Genomic DNA, 17,163 nt, shown 5'->3' on the forward strand with positions numbered 1-17,163 from the left:
ATGTCGACCTTCAACACGCCGATCGATTGGGCGACGTGCAGCGCCGAACGCCAGGCCGAGCTGCTGATGCGTCCGGCGATCGCCGCTTCCGACAGCATCACCCGCACGGTGAACGAGATCCTCGACAACGTGAAGGCCAACGGCGATCGGGCGTTGCGCGACTACAGCGCCCGTTTCGACAAGGCGGCAGTCTCGGCGCTGCGCGTTAGCGCCGAGCAGATCGCCGCCGCCGCCGCGCGGTTGGGCGACGACATCAAACAGGCGATGGCGGTGGCCGTCGCCAACGTGGAAACCTTCCACAACGCGCAGCGACTGCCGCCGGTGGACGTCGAAACGCAACCGGGCGTGCGCTGCCAGCAGGTGACCCGCCCAATCGACTCGGTAGGCCTGTATATTCCCGGCGGATCGGCGCCGCTGTTCTCCACCGTGCTGATGCTGGCGACGCCGGCACGCATCGCCGGCTGCCGCCGGGTAGTGCTGTGCTCGCCGCCGCCGATCGCCGATGAGATCCTGTATGCGGCGCAGCTGTGCGGCGTGCAGGAAGTGTTTCAGGTCGGGGGCGCGCAAGCGATCGCCGCCCTGGCGTTCGGCACCGAAAGCGTGCCGCGCGTGGCGAAGATCTTCGGGCCGGGCAACGCCTTCGTGACCGAAGCCAAGCGGCAGGTCAGCCAGCGCCTTGACGGCGCGGCCATCGACATGCCGGCCGGTCCTTCGGAAGTGCTGGTGATCGCCGACGCCGGCGCCACCCCGGCGTTTGTCGCTTCCGATCTGCTGTCGCAGGCCGAGCACGGCCCGGATTCGCAGGTGATCCTGCTGACGCCGGACGCGGCGATGGCGCAGGCGGTGGCCGACGCGGTGGAAAGCCAGCTGGCCGAGCTGCCGCGCGCCGAGACCGCCCGCCAGGCGCTGGCGAGCAGCCGCCTGATCGTGGCGCGCGATCTGCCGGAGTGCGTGGCCATCAGCAACCGTTACGGCCCGGAGCACCTGATCATTCAGACCCGCAATGCGCGCGATCTGGTGGACGGCATCACCAGCGCCGGTTCGGTGTTCCTCGGCGACTGGTCGCCGGAGTCCGCCGGCGATTACGCCTCCGGCACCAACCACGTGCTGCCGACCTACGGCTACACCGCCACCTGCTCAAGCCTTGGGCTGGCCGACTTCCAAAAACGCATGACGGTGCAGGAGCTGACGCCGCAGGGCTTTAGCAACCTGGCCGCCACCATCGAGACGCTGGCTGCCGCCGAGCAGCTGATCGCCCACAAGAACGCCGTGACCCTGCGCGTCGCCGCCCTGAAGGAGCAAGCATGAGCATCGAAAAACTGGCGCGCGCCAACGTTCGCGAGCTGACCCCTTATCAATCGGCGCGCCGCCTCGGCGGCAAGGGCGACGTGTGGCTGAACGCCAACGAATACCCGATCGCCCCGGAATTCCAGCTGACCGCGCAAACCTTCAACCGCTATCCGGAGTGCCAGCCGGCGCAGGTGATCGAACGCTACGCCGCCTATGCCGGGGTGAAGAAAGAGCAGGTGCTGGTCAGCCGCGGCGCTGATGAAGGCATCGAGCTGCTGATCCGCGCCTTCTGCGAGCCGGGCAAAGACGCCATTCTGTTCTGCCCGCCGACCTACGGCATGTACGCCGTCAGCGCCGAAACCTTTGGCGTGGAGCGCCGCACCGTAGCCGCCAAAGAGGACTGGCAGCTGGATCTGCCGGCCATCGCGGACAGCCTGGACAACGTGAAGTTGATCTACGTCTGCAGCCCGAACAACCCGACCGGTAACCTGATTGACCCGGACTCTCTGCGCAGCCTGCTGGAGATGGCCAAAGGCAAAGCGATCGTCGCGGTGGACGAAGCCTATATCGAGTTTTGCCCGCAGGCCTCGGTGGCCGGGTGGCTGAGCGACTATCCGCACCTGGCTATCCTGCGCACGCTGTCGAAGGCCTTTGCGCTGGCCGGCCTGCGCTGCGGCTTTACGCTCGCCAACGAAGATCTGATCGCCCTGCTGCTGAAGGTGATCGCGCCTTACCCGCTCTCGACGCCGGTGGCGGATATCGCCGCGCAGGCGCTGAGCGAAGAAGGTATTCGCACCATGCGCCAGCGCGTCACCGACATCGCAGCCACCCGCAGCTGGCTGCAGCAACAGCTGGAAAAATGCGCCTGCGTCGAGCAGGTTTTCGCCAGCGACAGCAATTACCTGCTGGCCCGCTTCACCGCCTCAAGTAATGTGTTTAAAAGCTTGTGGGATCAGGGCATTATCTTACGAGACCAAAACAAACAGCCCGGGTTGTCCGGCTGCCTGCGCATCACCATAGGCACCCGCGACGAATGTCAACGCGTGGTGGACGCCTTGTCCGCCCTGCCCGGCGCCAACCAGACTCGCCAGGAGCCAATGTGAGCCAAAAAATCCTCTTTATCGATCGTGACGGCACGCTGATCGCCGAGCCACCGGAAGATTTCCAGGTCGATCGCCTGGACAAGCTGGCGCTCGAGCCGGACGTGATCCCTTCCCTGCTGGCGCTGCAACAGGCGGGATATCAGCTGGTGATGATCACCAATCAGGATGGGCTCGGCACCGCCAGTTTCCCGCAGGAAACCTTCGATCCGCCGCACAACCTGATGATGCAGATCCTCAGCTCGCAGGGCATTCAGTTCGCCGATGTGTTGATCTGCCCGCACCTGCCGGCGGACAACTGCGACTGCCGCAAGCCGAAGACCGCGCTGGTGAAGGGTTACCTCGAACCCGGCGTGCTCGATACCGCCCACAGCTACGTGATCGGCGATCGGCCGACCGACGTGCAGCTGGCGGAAAACATGGGCATTCAGGGGCTGCGCTACCAACGCGGCGTGCTGGGCTGGAAAGAGATCGTGCGCCAGCTGACCCTGCGCGACCGTCATGCGCGGGTTAACCGCGTGACCAAAGAGACGCAGATCGATGTCAACGTCTGGCTGGATCGCGAAGGCGGCAGCAAAATCAAAACCGGCGTCGGCTTCTTCGACCACATGCTGGATCAGATCGCCACCCACGGCGGCTTCCGCATGGAGATCGACGTCAAAGGCGACCTGTATATCGACGATCACCACACCGTAGAGGACACCGGCCTGGCGCTGGGCGAAGCGTTGAACAAGGCGCTGGGCGACAAGCGCGGCATTGCCCGCTTCGGCTTCGTGCTGCCGATGGACGAGTGTCTGGCGCGCTGCGCGCTGGATATCTCCGGCCGCCCGCACCTGGAGTATAAGGCCGAGTTCAACTATCAGCGCGTCGGCGATCTCAGCACTGAAATGGTCGAGCACTTCTTCCGCTCGCTCTCCTACACCATGGGTTGCACGCTGCACCTGAAGACCAAAGGCAAAAACGACCACCACCGGGTCGAAAGCCTGTTCAAAGTGTTTGGCCGCACGCTGCGCCAGGCGATCCGCGTCGAGGGCAATACCCTGCCGAGCTCGAAAGGAGTGCTGTGATGAACGTGGTGATTTTGGATACCGGCTGCGCCAACCTGGCCTCCGTCACCTATGCGGTGCGGCGCCTGGGCTATCAGCCGGAAGTGAGCCGCGATCCGGAGATCGTGCTGCGCGCCGACAAGCTGTTCCTGCCGGGCGTCGGCACCGCGCAGGCGGCGATGGATCAGCTGCGCGAACGCGATCTGATCGAACTGATCAGGGCCTGCACTCAGCCGGTGCTGGGCATCTGCCTCGGCATGCAGCTGCTGGCGGCCAGCAGCGAAGAGAACGGCGGCATAACGACGCTCGGCCTCATCGATACGCCGGTCAAGCAGATGACCGACTTCGGCCTGCCGCTGCCGCATATGGGTTGGAACCAGGTATCCGCGCAGGCGGGCCACCATCTGTTCCGCGGCATCGATGACGGCGCCTACTTCTATTTCGTTCACAGCTATGCGATGCCGATATGCCCCAGCACCATCGCTCAGGCGAATTACGGCGAGCCCTTCACCGCCGCCGTGCAAAAAGACAACTTCTTCGGCGTGCAGTTTCATCCAGAACGATCTGGAGCGGCCGGCGCGCAACTGTTGAAAAACTTTCTGGAGATGTAGGCAGCATGATTATTCCGGCTTTGGATTTGATCGACGGCAACGTGGTGCGTTTGCATCAGGGCGATTACGGCCAACAGCGCGACTACGGCAACGATCCGCTGCTGCGCCTGCAGGACTATCAACAACAGGGCGCCCAGGTGCTGCACCTGGTCGACCTGACCGGCGCCAAGGATCCGGCCGCGCGCCAGATCCCGCTGCTGCGCAAGCTGTTGGCGGGAGTTAACGTACCGGTGCAGGTCGGCGGCGGCATCCGCAACGAACAAGACGTCAGCGCCCTGCTGGAGGCCGGCGCCACGCGCGTAGTGATCGGCTCCACCGCGGTGAAACAGCCGCAGTTGGTGCAAAGCTGGTTCGAACGCTATGGCGCCGACGCGCTGGTGCTGGCGTTGGATGTGCGCATCGACGCGCAGGGCGTGAAGCGCGTGGCCATCAGCGGCTGGCAGGAAGACTCCGACGCCACGCTTGAACAGGTGGTAGAGCAGTTCCTGCCCTACGGGCTGAAGCACGTGCTGTGCACCGACATTTCGCGCGACGGCACGCTGGCCGGTTCCAACGTGGCGCTGTATCAGGAGATCAGCCGCCGCTATCCGCAAGTGGCCTTCCAGGCCTCAGGCGGCATCGGCAATCTGGACGACATCGCCCAGCTGCGCGGCAGCGGCGTTGCCGGCGTGATCGTCGGGCGCGCCCTGCTGGAAGGTAAATTTAGCGTTGAGGAGGCGATTGCATGCTGGCAAAACGGATAATCCCGTGTCTGGATGTTAAAGACGGGCAAGTGGTGAAAGGCGTGCAGTTCCGCAACCACGAAATCATCGGCGACATCGTGCCGCTGGCGCAGCGCTATGCGCAAGAAGGTGCGGACGAGCTGGTGTTTTACGATATCACCGCCTCAAGCGACGGCCGGGTAGTGGACAAAAGCTGGGTGTCGCGCGTGGCGGAGGTGATTGATATTCCGTTCTGCGTCGCCGGCGGCATTAAAAGCGCCGAGGACGCCAGCCAGATCCTGTCTTTCGGCGCCGACAAAATCTCCATCAACTCACCGGCGCTGGCCGATCCCGAGCTGATTAGCCGCCTGGCGGATCGCTTTGGCGTGCAGTGCATCGTGGTGGGCATTGATACCTGGTTCGACAGTGAAACCGGCAAGTATCACGTCAATCAATATACCGGCGACGAGAGCCGCACCCGCGTCACCCAGTGGGAAACCCTCGACTGGGTGCAGGAAGTGCAGCGCCGCGGCGCCGGTGAGATCGTGCTGAACATGATGAACCAGGACGGCGTGCGCAACGGTTACGATCTGCAGCAGCTACGCCGGGTGCGCGAGGTCTGCAAAGTGCCGCTGATCGCCTCCGGCGGCGCGGGCACCATGGAGCACTTCCTGGAAGCGTTCCGCGATGCGGACGTCGACGGCGCCCTGGCGGCATCGGTGTTCCACAAACAAATCATCAATATCGGCGAACTGAAAAGGTTCCTGGTCGAACAAGGCGTGGAGATTCGCGTGTGCTGACAGAACAACAGAGAAACCAGCTGGACTGGGAGAAAACCGACGGCCTGATGCCGGCCATCGTGCAACACGCCGTTTCCGGCGAAGTGCTGATGCTGGGTTACATGACGCTGGAAGCGCTGGCGACCACCGAGCAGAGCGGCAATGTCACCTTCTTTTCGCGCACCAAGCAGCGCCTGTGGACCAAAGGCGAAAGTTCCGGCCACTTTCTCAAGGTGGTCAGCATCACGCCGGACTGCGATAACGACACGCTGCTGGTATTGGCCAACCCGATCGGCCCGACCTGCCACCTGGGCAACAGCAGCTGCTTCCATCCGGCCGCCAGCGACTGGACGTTCCTCTATCAGCTGGAACAGCTGTTGGCGGAGCGCAAGCACGCCAGCCCGGACAGCTCATACACCGCCAGCCTGTACGCCAGCGGCACCAAACGCATCGCGCAGAAGGTCGGGGAAGAAGGCGTGGAAACCGCGCTGGCCGCCACGGTCAACGATCGCGAAGAGCTGACCAACGAGGCCTCGGATCTGATCTATCACCTGCTGGTGCTGTTGCAGGACCAGGATTTGGATCTGAGCGCGGTGATCGGCCGGCTGCGCGAGCGGCATCAGAAAAAAGCGTGACGTTAAACCACGCGCAATAAAAAAGCCGCCGGGCGTTAACCTCGGCGGCTTTTTTTATCGCTCAACGAGCGGGCTTATTCCATCCATTCGGTATGGAACACGCCTTCCTTGTCGATGCGTTTGTAGGTGTGCGCACCGAAGTAGTCGCGCTGCGCCTGGATCAGGTTCGCCGGCAGCACTGCGGAACGGTAGCTGTCGTAGTAGGCGATCGCAGCGGAGAAGGTCGGCGTAGGGATACCGTTCTGTACGGCGTAGGCCACCACGTCACGCAGCGCCTGCTGGTACTCGTCGGCGATTTGCTTGAAGTATGGCGCCAGCAGCAGGTTGGCGATATCGGCGTCCGCCGCATAGGCGTCGGTGATCTTCTGCAGGAACTGGGCGCGAATGATGCAGCCGGCGCGGAAGATCTTGGCGATTTCGCCGTAGTGCAGATCCCAGTTGTTTTCTTTAGACGCGGCTTTCAGCTGAGAGAAGCCCTGCGCGTAGGACACGATCTTGCCCAGATACAGCGCGCGACGCACTTTCTCGATGAACTCGGCCTTGTCGCCGGTGAACGGCGCCACTTTCGGGCCGGTCAGCACTTTAGAGGCAGCAACGCGCTGATCTTTCAACGAGGACAGGTAGCGCGCGAACACCGATTCGGTGATCAGCGACAGCGGTTCGCCCAGATCCAGCGAGCTCTGACTGGTCCACTTGCCGGTGCCTTTGTTAGCAGCTTCGTCAAGGATCACATCGACCAGGTATTTACCCTCTTCGTCTTTCTTGGTGAAGATGTCTTTGGTGATATCGATCAGATAGCTGTTCAGCTCACCCTTGTTCCACTCGGCGAAGGTTTCGGCCAGCTGTTCGTTGCTCAGGTTCAGCGCCTGCTTCAGCAGAGAATAGGCCTCGGCAATCAGCTGCATGTCGCCGTATTCGATGCCGTTGTGCACCATCTTCACATAGTGGCCGGCACCGTCAGCACCGATATAAGTCACGCAAGGCTCGCCTTCCGCGACCGCCGCGATTTTCTCCAGGATTGGCGCCACCAGCTCGTACGCTTCTTTCTGGCCGCCAGGCATGATGGAAGGCCCTTTCAGCGCCCCCTCTTCACCGCCGGAAACGCCGGTGCCGATGAAATTGAAGCCCTGGTCGGACAGTTCGCGGTTACGACGGATGGTGTCCTGATAGTAGGTGTTGCCGCCATCGATCAGGATATCGCCCTTGTCCAGGTGCGGAGTCAGCGAGGCAATGGTTTTATCCGTCGCTTCGCCCGCTTTCACCATCAGCAGGATGCGGCGCGGTTTTTCCAGCGATTCAACAAACTCTTCAACGGTGTAATACGGCGCCAGGTTTTTGCCCGGGTTCTCAGCGATCACTTCGTCAGTCTTGTCGCCAGAACGGTTGAAAATGGAAACGGTGTAACCACGGCTCTCGATGTTCAGCGCGAGGTTGCGGCCCATTACCGCCATGCCGACAACGCCGATTTGTTGCTTGGACATTTAGGAACTCCTGTCTGAGGATGACCCTGCCGGCAACGTCGGCCAGCAGGTTTTGTGATGTGGCACACATGTTAACTCAGGATTGAGCCGGGTGGGTAGTGATTGGTGCGATAGGTCACATAATTGTCTTCTCGTAAGATGGTTATATGCGCTATCGCCAATGAAAAAGAGGGAATGACGGAAAAAGTTACTTCTTGATAAAATGTTTTTCAAAGAAGTGCCACGATAATGATGCCATTACCAACGTTAGCGCCAATACCAGTGCGAGTGATTGACCATGAGTTAACCAATCTAATTTCTTGATAGAAAGCAAGATCGGTAAATGCCATAGATAGATGCCATAAGAAATCGTTCCGCAATAGTAAAGTGGATACAATACTCTTTTCAGGAATGGTGTAATTTTAAGCGAACAGAGGGTCAACACGATCATGCCAAATGCCGCCGCCAGCAGGGTCCGGAAGAAGATAACCATCGCAGGATAATTCCAGAAAGATGAATACTTCAGGTATATACACATTACGCCTGTGGTAAGTGCAACGGCCAAAATCATTAAGGAAATTGTAGAATATTTTCTGTTGGAAACCAGCTTCTGACCAAGTTCAGAAGTGAGCAAACGGGCAAGTAAAATCCCCACGGCGAACTCATCTAACATGCCCGGAAGCTGAGTGGCGCTGACAAATAATTTGAAAACGCCAAGTGGTTGTTGTAAATCGACGAGATACACTGCAGCCAAGCGCCAGGCATAGGAAATGCCCAACGAGCAGAGTAGCAGCACCCACCATTTAACATGTTTTAGCCAATGTGCGGTGAGTGCAATAAGTATATAAAATTGCATCTCTACACCAAGCGACCAGTTACTTCCATTAATCGCGCCGTGCAAATCATAACTAAGGTTATGTATAAATAGTAAATGAGAGACCAGGTTTATTGAAAAATGATTAAAGAGAAGATAGGGAGAAACAAAAATGACAAAAACAGCCAACGTCAAATAATGAAGCGGTACAATTCTATTGAGACGACGCTTCATAAAAGGGACAAAAAATTTATCTTTTCCACTTCTATCCAGTTGATTGAAGGCTGACATAGCAATAACAAAACCGGAAATAACGAAAAACATATCGACCCCCATCCAACCAAAGCGGAACCACAGCCACGGCCAATTGGTAGGGAAAGAGCTCCAGTTAAAATGCTCTATGACATGGTAAACAACGACAGATATCGCGGCAAAGCCTCTAAGGATATCAATTGAATCAAAGTGATACTTCACGCTCTGAGTTCTTTCTTTTTGCTGTATTGGTTGCATCGCTATCTTGTCCTTAATAAGACAATTCATTTAAATACAAGCTCAAAAATCGTTAACGACTTGATCTTGGAAAGTCATGGTTAAATTTTGACTTATTTTATTCCCATTCCCTGATTATTAAGCTATTTTTGTTTTGGCAATTGGCTCAGGCAACTCTGGTTAAGGAATTCTTTATCCGGGTCGAAAAACCATCCCCATTTATTAAAATATTTTATTGCTGAAACTATATGGTATACAAGAAAACGCTTGTCTTGATAAGAACGACGCTGAGACTCATGAACCACCAGGGATTCAGGGAAATAACGTGTCTTATGTTTCAAGCAAATTCTACGAGAAAGATCGACATCTTCGAGATACAAAAAGAAGCGAGTATCAAAATACCCAACATCCTGAATAGCCTGATTACTCACTAACATAAAACAACCGGAAAGAGACGGCGCAAAGAAAGACTTAGTGTAGTCTGCACAATGCAATTCATACCGCTGATTCAAAGATCGCGAGAAACGAGAAACAAATCGACGAGCAAAAAGTTGATAAGGCGAGGGTAACAATTTACAACCATGCTGTAACCGTCCATCTGGATAAACGATTTTAGGGATAGCCAACCCCAACGCTTCCAATTGACTGAATCGGTAGAGCTTATCTACCTCCCCCTTCTCAAAGGCAATATCTGGATTGCAAATTAAAAAATAATCAGCAAGATTTTTAAACCTTTCAAAAACAGCATTATGGCCAGCACCAAACCCCGCATTATCTTTCGTTCGAATAATCTCGAGCTTTGACTCATTTAAATTTAGAAGCCAATCGCAATAACTGCCATTATCAACAATGACCAGTTTAGAAATACTTTCCTCTGCAAGAAGAGAAGCCAATGTCTTCTGAACAGATTGATATTCATGTCGGTACAATACAAGAGATGCTATTATTTTCACTTAACATACCAAGGTTTAAAGTACAGTCAGGGGAAACATAAACTTCCTGAAGAGTTTTAAGATGAATCCATGTCACAGTTGAATCTGCCAACAAATTTTCCATCATAAAGCAGTACGCTTCAACACCAGGCTAAACATTGAAAATATTATTTTCATCGTTCACCGCTAACCTACGTGCTAAAAAGTTCATATCTAAAACCTCAACGATAATTTTAGATATGAACTACGTTAAAAAGCCCCGCACATAACTATGTACAGGGCTTACAGCGAGAAACAGGACGAATTTAGTTCAGAAAGCGACGCTTAATACCTTTGATGCCTTCATTCTTTAATACTTCCCAACCTTTCTTGCCCATTGTGACGCCAGTGCGGGGATTGGAAAGCGAACGCTTAATAATGCCAACAAAACGATCTTTATCAAACTCAGCATTGCCACCGCGGAATCCAGGGGTGAGCACCGTACTGAACTGACGCAATGCGTCATCTTTACTGCTATTATCGAATAACTCAGGGTATTCTTTTGGACCTTGCTGCAGCCACCACTGGTTATAGGTATTCGCATCAAACGGCGTAGGGAAAGCTTTTTGCAAATCAATACGCTCACGGTAAACCAGGCGTTGCGCCTTTGAAATGGCAGAGCCATCAGAATGCAGGCCGTAAGCCCACACCACTTTGGCTAAAGGATCCTGCGCAAGATTCTTCGTCTGATCGTCATACCAATCAATCAGTTTGTGCACATCAGAATTATCCCCGGCATTTTTAGAAGCCATGATTCGATGAGCGCCGCTGTCGAAGCCTGTGAAGTGGTAGAAGCCTAACGGTTCACCATCAACAAAGTAATTTCCTTTCTCGTCAACGGTAAAATTGCGGGTTGTTAAATTCCAGGTAGCCACGTTGTGGCGGCTGGAACGCATGATCGCCACGTCGTTGAAGAAGGCAGGAACCAGATCGATCCAACGTTGGTCGGTGAACAGGCCGTTTGGAATATCTGCACGGCAGAAATGATAAATGCGCTCTCCCCACCATTTTGCAAAAGAGAGGCCGACATCGGTTGCCGCTACCGCGCAGAAACCCAAATTATACACGCCATGCTTCAGACTGCAGATCTCGTTATCCATCACGGCGGATAGAGACGTTTCAGGTTTTGTCTGGTGCGGTGTCAGCACGACATTCGCAGAGTCCAATGCCTCCAGAATGTCATCGAGGCGAGAAAAGACCACCGTATCGGGATCAAGATAGATAACCTTTTTACAGCCTGGCAGTTGCAGCAACCGTGCCAGCATAAAAGGTTTAATCGCCGTCGCCAATTCCACGATGGTGTGGCAGTACGCCCAACCTTTCCAATCCGGGATGTCTAATTCAGAAACTGAGACGACTTCGTCAAACGGTTCATTGCTAAGATCAATTTCAGGCCGTTTCTCATCGGCTAAGGCGAGGTGAATTGTCCATTCAGGGTGATATTTACGAATAGACTGAAACAGCATTCTCACTTTCGGAATATAGTTAAACGCTGCGCTAGTAAAAACATGAATCTCAGACATACCTGCCTCATTGGATTGTATAAATTTTTCGGTGGAATTTTATCAACTCTTGCAAGACGTTGCCAGCAGACATTGAGGACAAAATCAAACCGTTTGGATAATTCTTAAGTCGTTCAGCAGGCGCTCCCAGATTAAAACAAGCGACGGGATAACCAAGCTCAACCATTTCTTGTACAACGTAGGAAAACGTCTCAGGCCAGATCGAAGGGAATAAAATAACATTCACCCCTTTATCTTCGAGCAAATCTGGCAGCTCACTCTGCTTATAAGGACCTGTCTGAGTGACGATATCTGATGGACACGAGGCTTCAATAGCGCCGATTATGACAATATCCACCGGGCAATCCGTTTTTTTGATTTCGAGGGCCAACTCTTTAACAAACTCAGCCCCTTTGTGATAGCCAATTTGGCCTACGACACCAATGCGTAATCTCTCTTTTTGCTGAACTTCAGCCTTTCTAGGCATATAGCTCACAACGTGTGGAGCGACCACCGTTTTATCTGGTTGTATTTGATGGTAAACACGCCGATAAATATCCAACGTATTTTGAGAAAAAGTAATAAATTTATCTGAAGCGATAATCAATCCGCCCCACTGATCGCGCCACTCATTAATATCACCGGACTCAAATAATGTTGTAAATCCGTATGTGTTGTTTTTTAAGCATGAACGGCAAACTTGAGGAGCAGGAATATCACAATACTTTCCTTTGTCATCGATCAGAAAATGCGAAGGACAAATAGGGAAAAGATCGTGAGCCAATGTCGTCAGTGTAGCATTGGTTTTAAGCTTCAGATCGAGCAAAAAACTCGGGATGGTTTCAGGGTTTACAAATGAAACCCCGGTATTATAGACGATCTCCTGAATTTTCACATAATTCAAAAGTTCAAAAACAAACCCTTCATCCGGAATTTTATAATGCCCCTCGGCGCGCTCACTTTTGACAATCAATTTATAAGACAGCGTTCTTATATTGAATGCAAGAACCAATGCAGAGAATCCATCTCCGATCTTATCTTGTATCAGCCTGTTTCTATAATGATTAGCGCCCCCGCCCAGATCATGATCCAGGAAAAAGATAACTTTCTCTCGTTCTTTCGGATTTAAAATTTTAGAAATATCGCTCGCGACATTTAATCCTGTAGTGGGTTCATGGCGCTTATATCGCTTTATTTTATTATAAAGTAGCGAAACATTCCCACCTTTAAGCAACATCAAAGCACGTTTGACGAGCACAAACATTTGCTTTAAAACAATTTTTTTATTTATAGCCGCTTCGTTATTGTCATTGCCGGCGTGGATATAATGGCTTTCTGGCACATCAATGCTATCCGTAGTACCGTCCTCGTAGGTGCAAAGCAGTTTTAAGCGATGCTGTGCCACGGATGCACTGAATGAGCCATAAACAATATACCCCGAATGAGCCGCTTGCTCGAATTCAGAAAAATAGGAACCTACATCCTCTCGGCTTTTCCCATAGTCAATGTTAATGCTAGATAAAATACCACTTTCATCAATCTGGAGTAATGCGAGCTGCTTAATACTCTTGGTTTTGCTAAATATCCAGCCATAGCTGAATACCGTTGTCCCTCTTTTGACCATCGAGTCAATTGACCAATGAAGCGTCTCACTGCTCATATCAATTCCTTTTGCCTCTGAATAGTCTTGAGATCCGCCAAAAGATGCCAGACTTAATATTATTTAATTCTAGTTTTAACGTTTCTATCTCGTCCATACGCTCAAATGCCAATTTCTCGGCATAATCTTTGGATTTCAACAAGTCGCCGTAGGCTCGGCGCTGTTCTTCCAATACAGATTCGGTTTCAACGCGCTCAGCTTCCTGACTTTCGGCTTCATCCAATGCATGTAAGCCAGGCAACACATGCTCAGGGTACCAGGTATCAAGCTTATGTTTATCCGAACCCGATGAGAAAACCTGCAACTCTGATTCAAGAACCAGATATTCATCAAAGAGTGAACTATCTGCAGAGAATGATAAAGCCTCGAAGAGTTGCTTAATAAACTCTCCACGAGTTAATGAACGCCCATTCGCCGGCGGTGCGAAAGTGGATATTTTCCCAAGCAACGATAACGCCGCTCTGAATGTCAGATTACCCAGCGTAATCCCTTTTTTCGCCAACCACTCTCGTTCAAAGTAGCGTGGCTGCCTCTCGGCATCTATCAATATATTTGAAGGAATCGCATCCAAATAAGTCGACGGTAGAACAGTGTGCTGGCTAAACTCTTCAAAATGTATTCCTTCGCCTTTTAAACACACTTCCAGACATTCGATATAATAGCGGAAATAGCCGGCAACTTGCTCAATATCCCAGCCAGGCGTCGTCACAATCTTGATAAACTCTATGGGCAGAGGAACGCCTTTAATATATTTTTCAAACCCATCTAATTTAAAATCAACAAAATCATTTTCAATCGCCACCCCAGGGCTCAGCAAATGGCGTTTAACCTTAATTTCCTCATTCTCATCTTTGCTGAATACTGTTTCTTTATAAAACGGCGAATAGCGCTCGCTGCCATAATGAATAGCAAGCAAGTCCTTATCAATAAGCTCACTCGGCTCATCACTTGCCACCAGCAAGAAAGAGTTGCTGAGTTCGCAAGCTAAATTGTTTTTAAAAACAATTGGCCAAGCCAACTCGAGAACGAAGTTTAATTGCTCCGGCAATTGCATATCAGCACGTACAGATTGCGCAGCAAAAACGGAAGCATCGAAATTGGGATCACTGGCACCGTTAGACGTCACAACGGAAACGGGCAGTTTATAATCAGGGAACGGCAGCAACGTTTCAATCGTCTGTAAACCAACGCTTACGAGCTTCTGCTTCAGGATGTGATGCCCGAAAGTTTCTGCCTGTTCTTTCGTATAGCGCCCTTCAATACCATACATCGCCTGGCCCAGGTGATCTTCTCGCGCGCCGGAGAAATATTTCAAGCCAAGCTGGTTCTCAATCGCAATGATCAACTTCCCGCCTGGTTTAAGGCGCTTTTTAATTTTTTCAAGCATGCTCACTGCACTGTCTTCACCTTGACTGAATAGGTTAGAATACTCGAGCACGCCAATCAAAGTGATCACATCAAAGAGCACATTACTCTCGAAATCATCAAATCTTTCGCTGACTACGGTAACATTGTCCAGGCCTGCAGTCCTGGTTCTGGCGATCGTGGCGCGTCGCAAGCTTCCCTCTAATGCGACAACCTCACATCCCATTTCGCCTAAAAATCGCGTAATGGCTCCGCACCCTGCACCGACTTCCAAAATCTTAGTACCAGGCTGCAGGATGGATTTTAGCGGCCGTAACAAATTTGAGCGCAGGCTAGAAAAATGATAGGTCGTTACCCAATCTGTGCATTGAGCTTTGAGCTCAGCGGAAGATACACTTCGATCTTGAGTATTTTGAATAATGCTCAATAATAAATTTTCCTGCGTATCCCCATCACTATAGGGGATACCCGCATAATCTGGCTTTGCCCAAATGCCCGTGTTTTCACGAAAAGCATAAATATTTTTATCTAAAAGCATAGTTATCTACCGGAAGGTGGGTTAATGTCAAAATTCAACTCTAAATCTGCGATACCCGAAAAAGAATCAACGGTGGGCACCAAAAAGTGAATGACATCATATCTTCGATCATGCGGAATGACCTCGTTACTCATCATTGAAGCAATGCCGAGAGAAATGAAATAATCCCCTGCACCTAACTTATTTGAAAATTCGAATTCAACGACGGAAGAGCTCCCCGCGGCCCCATGTTTTAAGGTGTTCTCATTATTCAAAAGATGGGAGTTAGTATTATAAACAGTTTGACCTTCTTTCGTCTTAATGGCAAAACCAATAATGGGATTATGAACATCCCGTTCAAAACGCATCGAGCATCTAATCTTTACTTTTTCAGCGGAGTAAATTGTCGTTGGATTCAATCGTTCTCCAACACAAACCTGGTAATCAAGCCAAGTCGCTGCGCCGTCTCCCCAACGATACTCATTCTTATTATAATTGCTTTTATCGCTGAACTTGTCGCATTCTAAATTAAGCGTTTCACTCGTAACCGTGTGAGTTTCAACCGAGCTTCCAGCTGAGGAAGTTATTACTCCACTCTGAGCATTTGGCTGACTCTTGCCAAAAAGAATATCCATGTATTTATTGACTGCAATCTTCGGCGTTCCCTGATACAGTTTTTCACCGGAGTTCAATAACACAGCGCGATCGCAGTGAGTGACGATTTGTTCACCAGAATGCGTCACCAAAAGAATGCTGGTTCCGTTATCTTTCAACTGGCGTAGACGATCAAAACATTTTGCCTGAAACTTGGCATCCCCCACAGCCAATGCCTCATCGACAATCAAGATATCTGGATCCACCTGAGCCTGAACAGCGAAGGCCAATCGCACTATCATTCCGCTGGAATAGGTTTTTACCGGCTGATGGATAAACTCACCGATATCCGCAAAGGCAGCGATTGCATCTAACTTACGCTCGGTTTCTTCTTTGCTAAGGCCCAAGATCGCCGCATTGAGAAAAATATTCTCTAGCCCGGTAAACTCCGGGTTAAAGCCTGAGCCGAGTTCCAATAGAGCGGCAATACGCCCTTTCGTACTTATTGCACCGCTAGTCGGCGTCAAGGTACCGCAAATGATTTGTAGTAATGTCGACTTCCCGCTGCCATTTTTACCAATCAAACCAACGGTTTCCCCTTTGTTAACCTCAAAGGTGACACCTTTCAATGCCCAAAATTCTTTGTAGTAGCTATTCTGTTCACGCCCGAACATATGATTTATTCTTGGCAAAATGAACTGTTTCAGTCTGTCATGTGGGTTATTGTAGACATAAAAACATTTTTTTATGTCCTGAATGCTTATGGCAACGTTATCAGAGGACATCAGCAAATCCCTTTCTTGTTTTTTGGAAAACAACGAACCCAAACCATGCGAATACTGCACAACCAACAAGATAGCCAACGTACACGCTCAATGAAGGAACTGTGCCCCAATAAAAAATTTCTCTAAACTGAGAAATCGCTGGGGCTAGCGGGTTAATATTCAAGAGCGGTCTATATTTCTCTGGGATTGCTGTTATTGGATAGAATATAGGAGATAAAAACATCAAAGCAGTCACGAAAATAGAGATCATTTGCCCAACATCCCGCAAAAAAACACCTAATGCAGACAGTAACCAACCGACACCGAGCACAAAAATGAATAAGGGGAGAATAAATATTGGGAATAACAATACCGTGGCGTGTGGTAAACCAACCTCTATAAGATAAAAAATTAGCCATACGATAATGCTGATGCAAGCATGAAATAATGCGGAGGTTGCATTGACGATCGGTAATATCTCTAGCGGAAATATTACCTTCTTAACATAGTTGACATTAGATAATATTGTTCCAGGTGCTTTAATCGCACATTCACTGAAAAAGTTAAACACAATAAGTCCAGCGAACAAAACTAACGCAAACTCAGCTTTTGATGTGCTTTCTACACTCCAGCGTGCATTAAATATAAAGCTAAAAACGAATGTATAGACGACGAGCATGAAGATAGGGTTGAAAAAAGACCATAAGATGCCAAACAGAGACCCCTTGTAGCGCCCAGTAACTTCTCGTTTCGTCAAGTTAAAAATTAGTTTATGGTGCCGGAAGAAAGTCGCTGCAATCTCCCGCGGTGATGAGCTAAACGAATTTTGCATCAAAAAACCTATTTAATTTTTCTATCTGTAACG

The 17,163-nt window shown here is 51.4% G+C and carries 15 protein-coding genes; 7 read left to right on the plus strand and 8 right to left on the minus strand.

The window, feature by feature from the left end; genetic code table 11:
* Genes hisD through hisIE form a run of 7 tightly spaced genes read left to right on the plus strand, consistent with a single transcriptional unit; the run spans window position 1 to window position 6,162 of the window.
* Window positions 1–1,308, plus strand: a complete 1,308-nt coding sequence (gene hisD / locus IMX17_RS10410) for a histidinol dehydrogenase (RefSeq protein ID WP_182264820.1) — start codon at window positions 1–3, stop codon at window positions 1,306–1,308.
* On the plus strand, window positions 1,305–2,393 hold the full coding sequence (gene hisC / locus IMX17_RS10415) for a histidinol-phosphate transaminase (protein ID WP_042784059.1): 1,089 nt from the start codon (window positions 1,305–1,307) through the stop codon (window positions 2,391–2,393). The genes hisD and hisC overlap by 4 nt, the downstream gene beginning before the upstream one ends.
* Window positions 2,390–3,457, plus strand: coding sequence for a bifunctional histidinol-phosphatase/imidazoleglycerol-phosphate dehydratase HisB (hisB, locus tag IMX17_RS10420; protein ID WP_015377254.1), 1,068 nt, complete (start codon window positions 2,390–2,392; stop codon window positions 3,455–3,457). Before hisC ends, hisB begins: the two co-directional genes overlap by 4 nt.
* Complete coding sequence (gene hisH / locus IMX17_RS10425; protein ID WP_021504315.1) at window positions 3,457–4,047, plus strand: imidazole glycerol phosphate synthase subunit HisH; 591 nt, start codon at window positions 3,457–3,459, stop codon at window positions 4,045–4,047. Before hisB ends, hisH begins: the two co-directional genes overlap by 1 nt.
* Window positions 4,048–4,052: 5 nt before the next feature.
* Window positions 4,053–4,790, plus strand: a complete 738-nt coding sequence (gene hisA / locus IMX17_RS10430; protein WP_033650627.1) for a 1-(5-phosphoribosyl)-5-[(5-phosphoribosylamino)methylideneamino]imidazole-4-carboxamide isomerase — start codon at window positions 4,053–4,055, stop codon at window positions 4,788–4,790.
* On the plus strand, window positions 4,772–5,548 hold the full coding sequence (hisF, locus tag IMX17_RS10435) for an imidazole glycerol phosphate synthase subunit HisF (RefSeq protein WP_046897027.1): 777 nt from the start codon (window positions 4,772–4,774) through the stop codon (window positions 5,546–5,548). The genes hisA and hisF overlap by 19 nt, the downstream gene beginning before the upstream one ends.
* Window positions 5,542–6,162: a bifunctional phosphoribosyl-AMP cyclohydrolase/phosphoribosyl-ATP diphosphatase HisIE gene (hisIE, locus tag IMX17_RS10440; protein ID WP_182264822.1), complete on the plus strand. Its 621-nt coding sequence runs from the start codon at window positions 5,542–5,544 to the stop codon at window positions 6,160–6,162. The genes hisF and hisIE overlap by 7 nt, the downstream gene beginning before the upstream one ends.
* A 74-nt stretch (window positions 6,163–6,236) precedes the next feature.
* Here hisIE and gndA read toward each other — a convergent pair whose 3' ends face one another.
* From gndA to IMX17_RS10480, 8 genes are all read right to left on the minus strand, one after another.
* Entirely contained in the window at window positions 6,237–7,643 is a 1,407-nt protein-coding gene (gene gndA / locus IMX17_RS10445; RefSeq protein ID WP_004938815.1) for an NADP-dependent phosphogluconate dehydrogenase, read from the minus strand.
* A gap of 187 nt (window positions 7,644–7,830) precedes the next feature.
* A complete protein-coding gene (locus IMX17_RS10450; protein WP_182264823.1) occupies window positions 7,831–8,946 on the minus strand; it encodes an acyltransferase in 1,116 nt (371 codons plus the stop codon).
* A 122-nt stretch (window positions 8,947–9,068) separates the two neighbouring features.
* Window positions 9,069–9,878 carry a glycosyltransferase family 2 protein gene (locus IMX17_RS10455; protein ID WP_182264824.1) on the minus strand — a complete coding sequence of 270 codons (810 nt, stop codon included), beginning with the start codon at window positions 9,876–9,878 and terminating at the stop codon, window positions 9,069–9,071.
* A 284-nt stretch (window positions 9,879–10,162) separates the two neighbouring features.
* Window positions 10,163–11,419 carry a glycosyltransferase gene (locus tag IMX17_RS10460; RefSeq protein WP_182264825.1) on the minus strand — a complete coding sequence of 419 codons (1,257 nt, stop codon included), beginning with the start codon at window positions 11,417–11,419 and terminating at the stop codon, window positions 10,163–10,165.
* Window positions 11,420–11,426: 7 nt separating this feature from the next.
* Window positions 11,427–13,058 carry a glycosyltransferase gene (locus tag IMX17_RS10465; protein ID WP_182264826.1) on the minus strand — a complete coding sequence of 544 codons (1,632 nt, stop codon included), beginning with the start codon at window positions 13,056–13,058 and terminating at the stop codon, window positions 11,427–11,429.
* Between the two features lies 1 nt (window position 13,059).
* Window positions 13,060–14,961 carry a bifunctional 2-polyprenyl-6-hydroxyphenol methylase/3-demethylubiquinol 3-O-methyltransferase UbiG gene (locus tag IMX17_RS10470; RefSeq protein ID WP_182264827.1) on the minus strand — a complete coding sequence of 634 codons (1,902 nt, stop codon included), beginning with the start codon at window positions 14,959–14,961 and terminating at the stop codon, window positions 13,060–13,062.
* A gap of 2 nt (window positions 14,962–14,963) precedes the next feature.
* Window positions 14,964–16,319: an ABC transporter ATP-binding protein gene (locus IMX17_RS10475; protein WP_182264828.1), complete on the minus strand. Its 1,356-nt coding sequence runs from the start codon at window positions 16,317–16,319 to the stop codon at window positions 14,964–14,966.
* Window positions 16,309–17,130 carry an ABC transporter permease gene (locus IMX17_RS10480; protein ID WP_182264829.1) on the minus strand — a complete coding sequence of 274 codons (822 nt, stop codon included), beginning with the start codon at window positions 17,128–17,130 and terminating at the stop codon, window positions 16,309–16,311. Before IMX17_RS10480 ends, IMX17_RS10475 begins: the two co-directional genes overlap by 11 nt.
* Between the last annotated feature and the right edge of the window lie 33 nt (window positions 17,131–17,163).

It is taken from the genome of Serratia sp. X3 (assembly GCF_014982455.1).
In the GTDB taxonomy this organism is placed as follows: Bacteria; Pseudomonadota; Gammaproteobacteria; order Enterobacterales; family Enterobacteriaceae; genus Serratia; species Serratia ureilytica.

Bases quoted from the DNA above. Each gene is read 5' to 3' on its own strand.
- gndA (WP_004938815.1), bottom strand. From the start codon at position 7,643: ATGTCCAAGCAACAAATCGGCGTTGTCGGCATGGCGGTAATGGGCCGC.
- hisF (WP_046897027.1), top strand. From the start codon at position 4,772: ATGCTGGCAAAACGGATAATCCCGTGTCTGGATGTTAAAGACGGGCAA.
- IMX17_RS10475 (WP_182264828.1), bottom strand. From the start codon at position 16,319: ATGTCCTCTGATAACGTTGCCATAAGCATTCAGGACATAAAAAAATGT.
- hisA (WP_033650627.1), top strand. From the start codon at position 4,053: ATGATTATTCCGGCTTTGGATTTGATCGACGGCAACGTGGTGCGTTTG.
- IMX17_RS10465 (WP_182264826.1), bottom strand. From the start codon at position 13,058: ATGAGCAGTGAGACGCTTCATTGGTCAATTGACTCGATGGTCAAAAGA.
- IMX17_RS10460 (WP_182264825.1), bottom strand. From the start codon at position 11,419: ATGTCTGAGATTCATGTTTTTACTAGCGCAGCGTTTAACTATATTCCG.
- IMX17_RS10450 (WP_182264823.1), bottom strand. From the start codon at position 8,946: ATGCAACCAATACAGCAAAAAGAAAGAACTCAGAGCGTGAAGTATCAC.
- IMX17_RS10480 (WP_182264829.1), bottom strand. From the start codon at position 17,130: ATGCAAAATTCGTTTAGCTCATCACCGCGGGAGATTGCAGCGACTTTC.
- hisD (WP_182264820.1), top strand. From the start codon at position 1: ATGTCGACCTTCAACACGCCGATCGATTGGGCGACGTGCAGCGCCGAA.
- IMX17_RS10470 (WP_182264827.1), bottom strand. From the start codon at position 14,961: ATGCTTTTAGATAAAAATATTTATGCTTTTCGTGAAAACACGGGCATT.
- hisC (WP_042784059.1), top strand. From the start codon at position 1,305: ATGAGCATCGAAAAACTGGCGCGCGCCAACGTTCGCGAGCTGACCCCT.
- hisH (WP_021504315.1), top strand. From the start codon at position 3,457: ATGAACGTGGTGATTTTGGATACCGGCTGCGCCAACCTGGCCTCCGTC.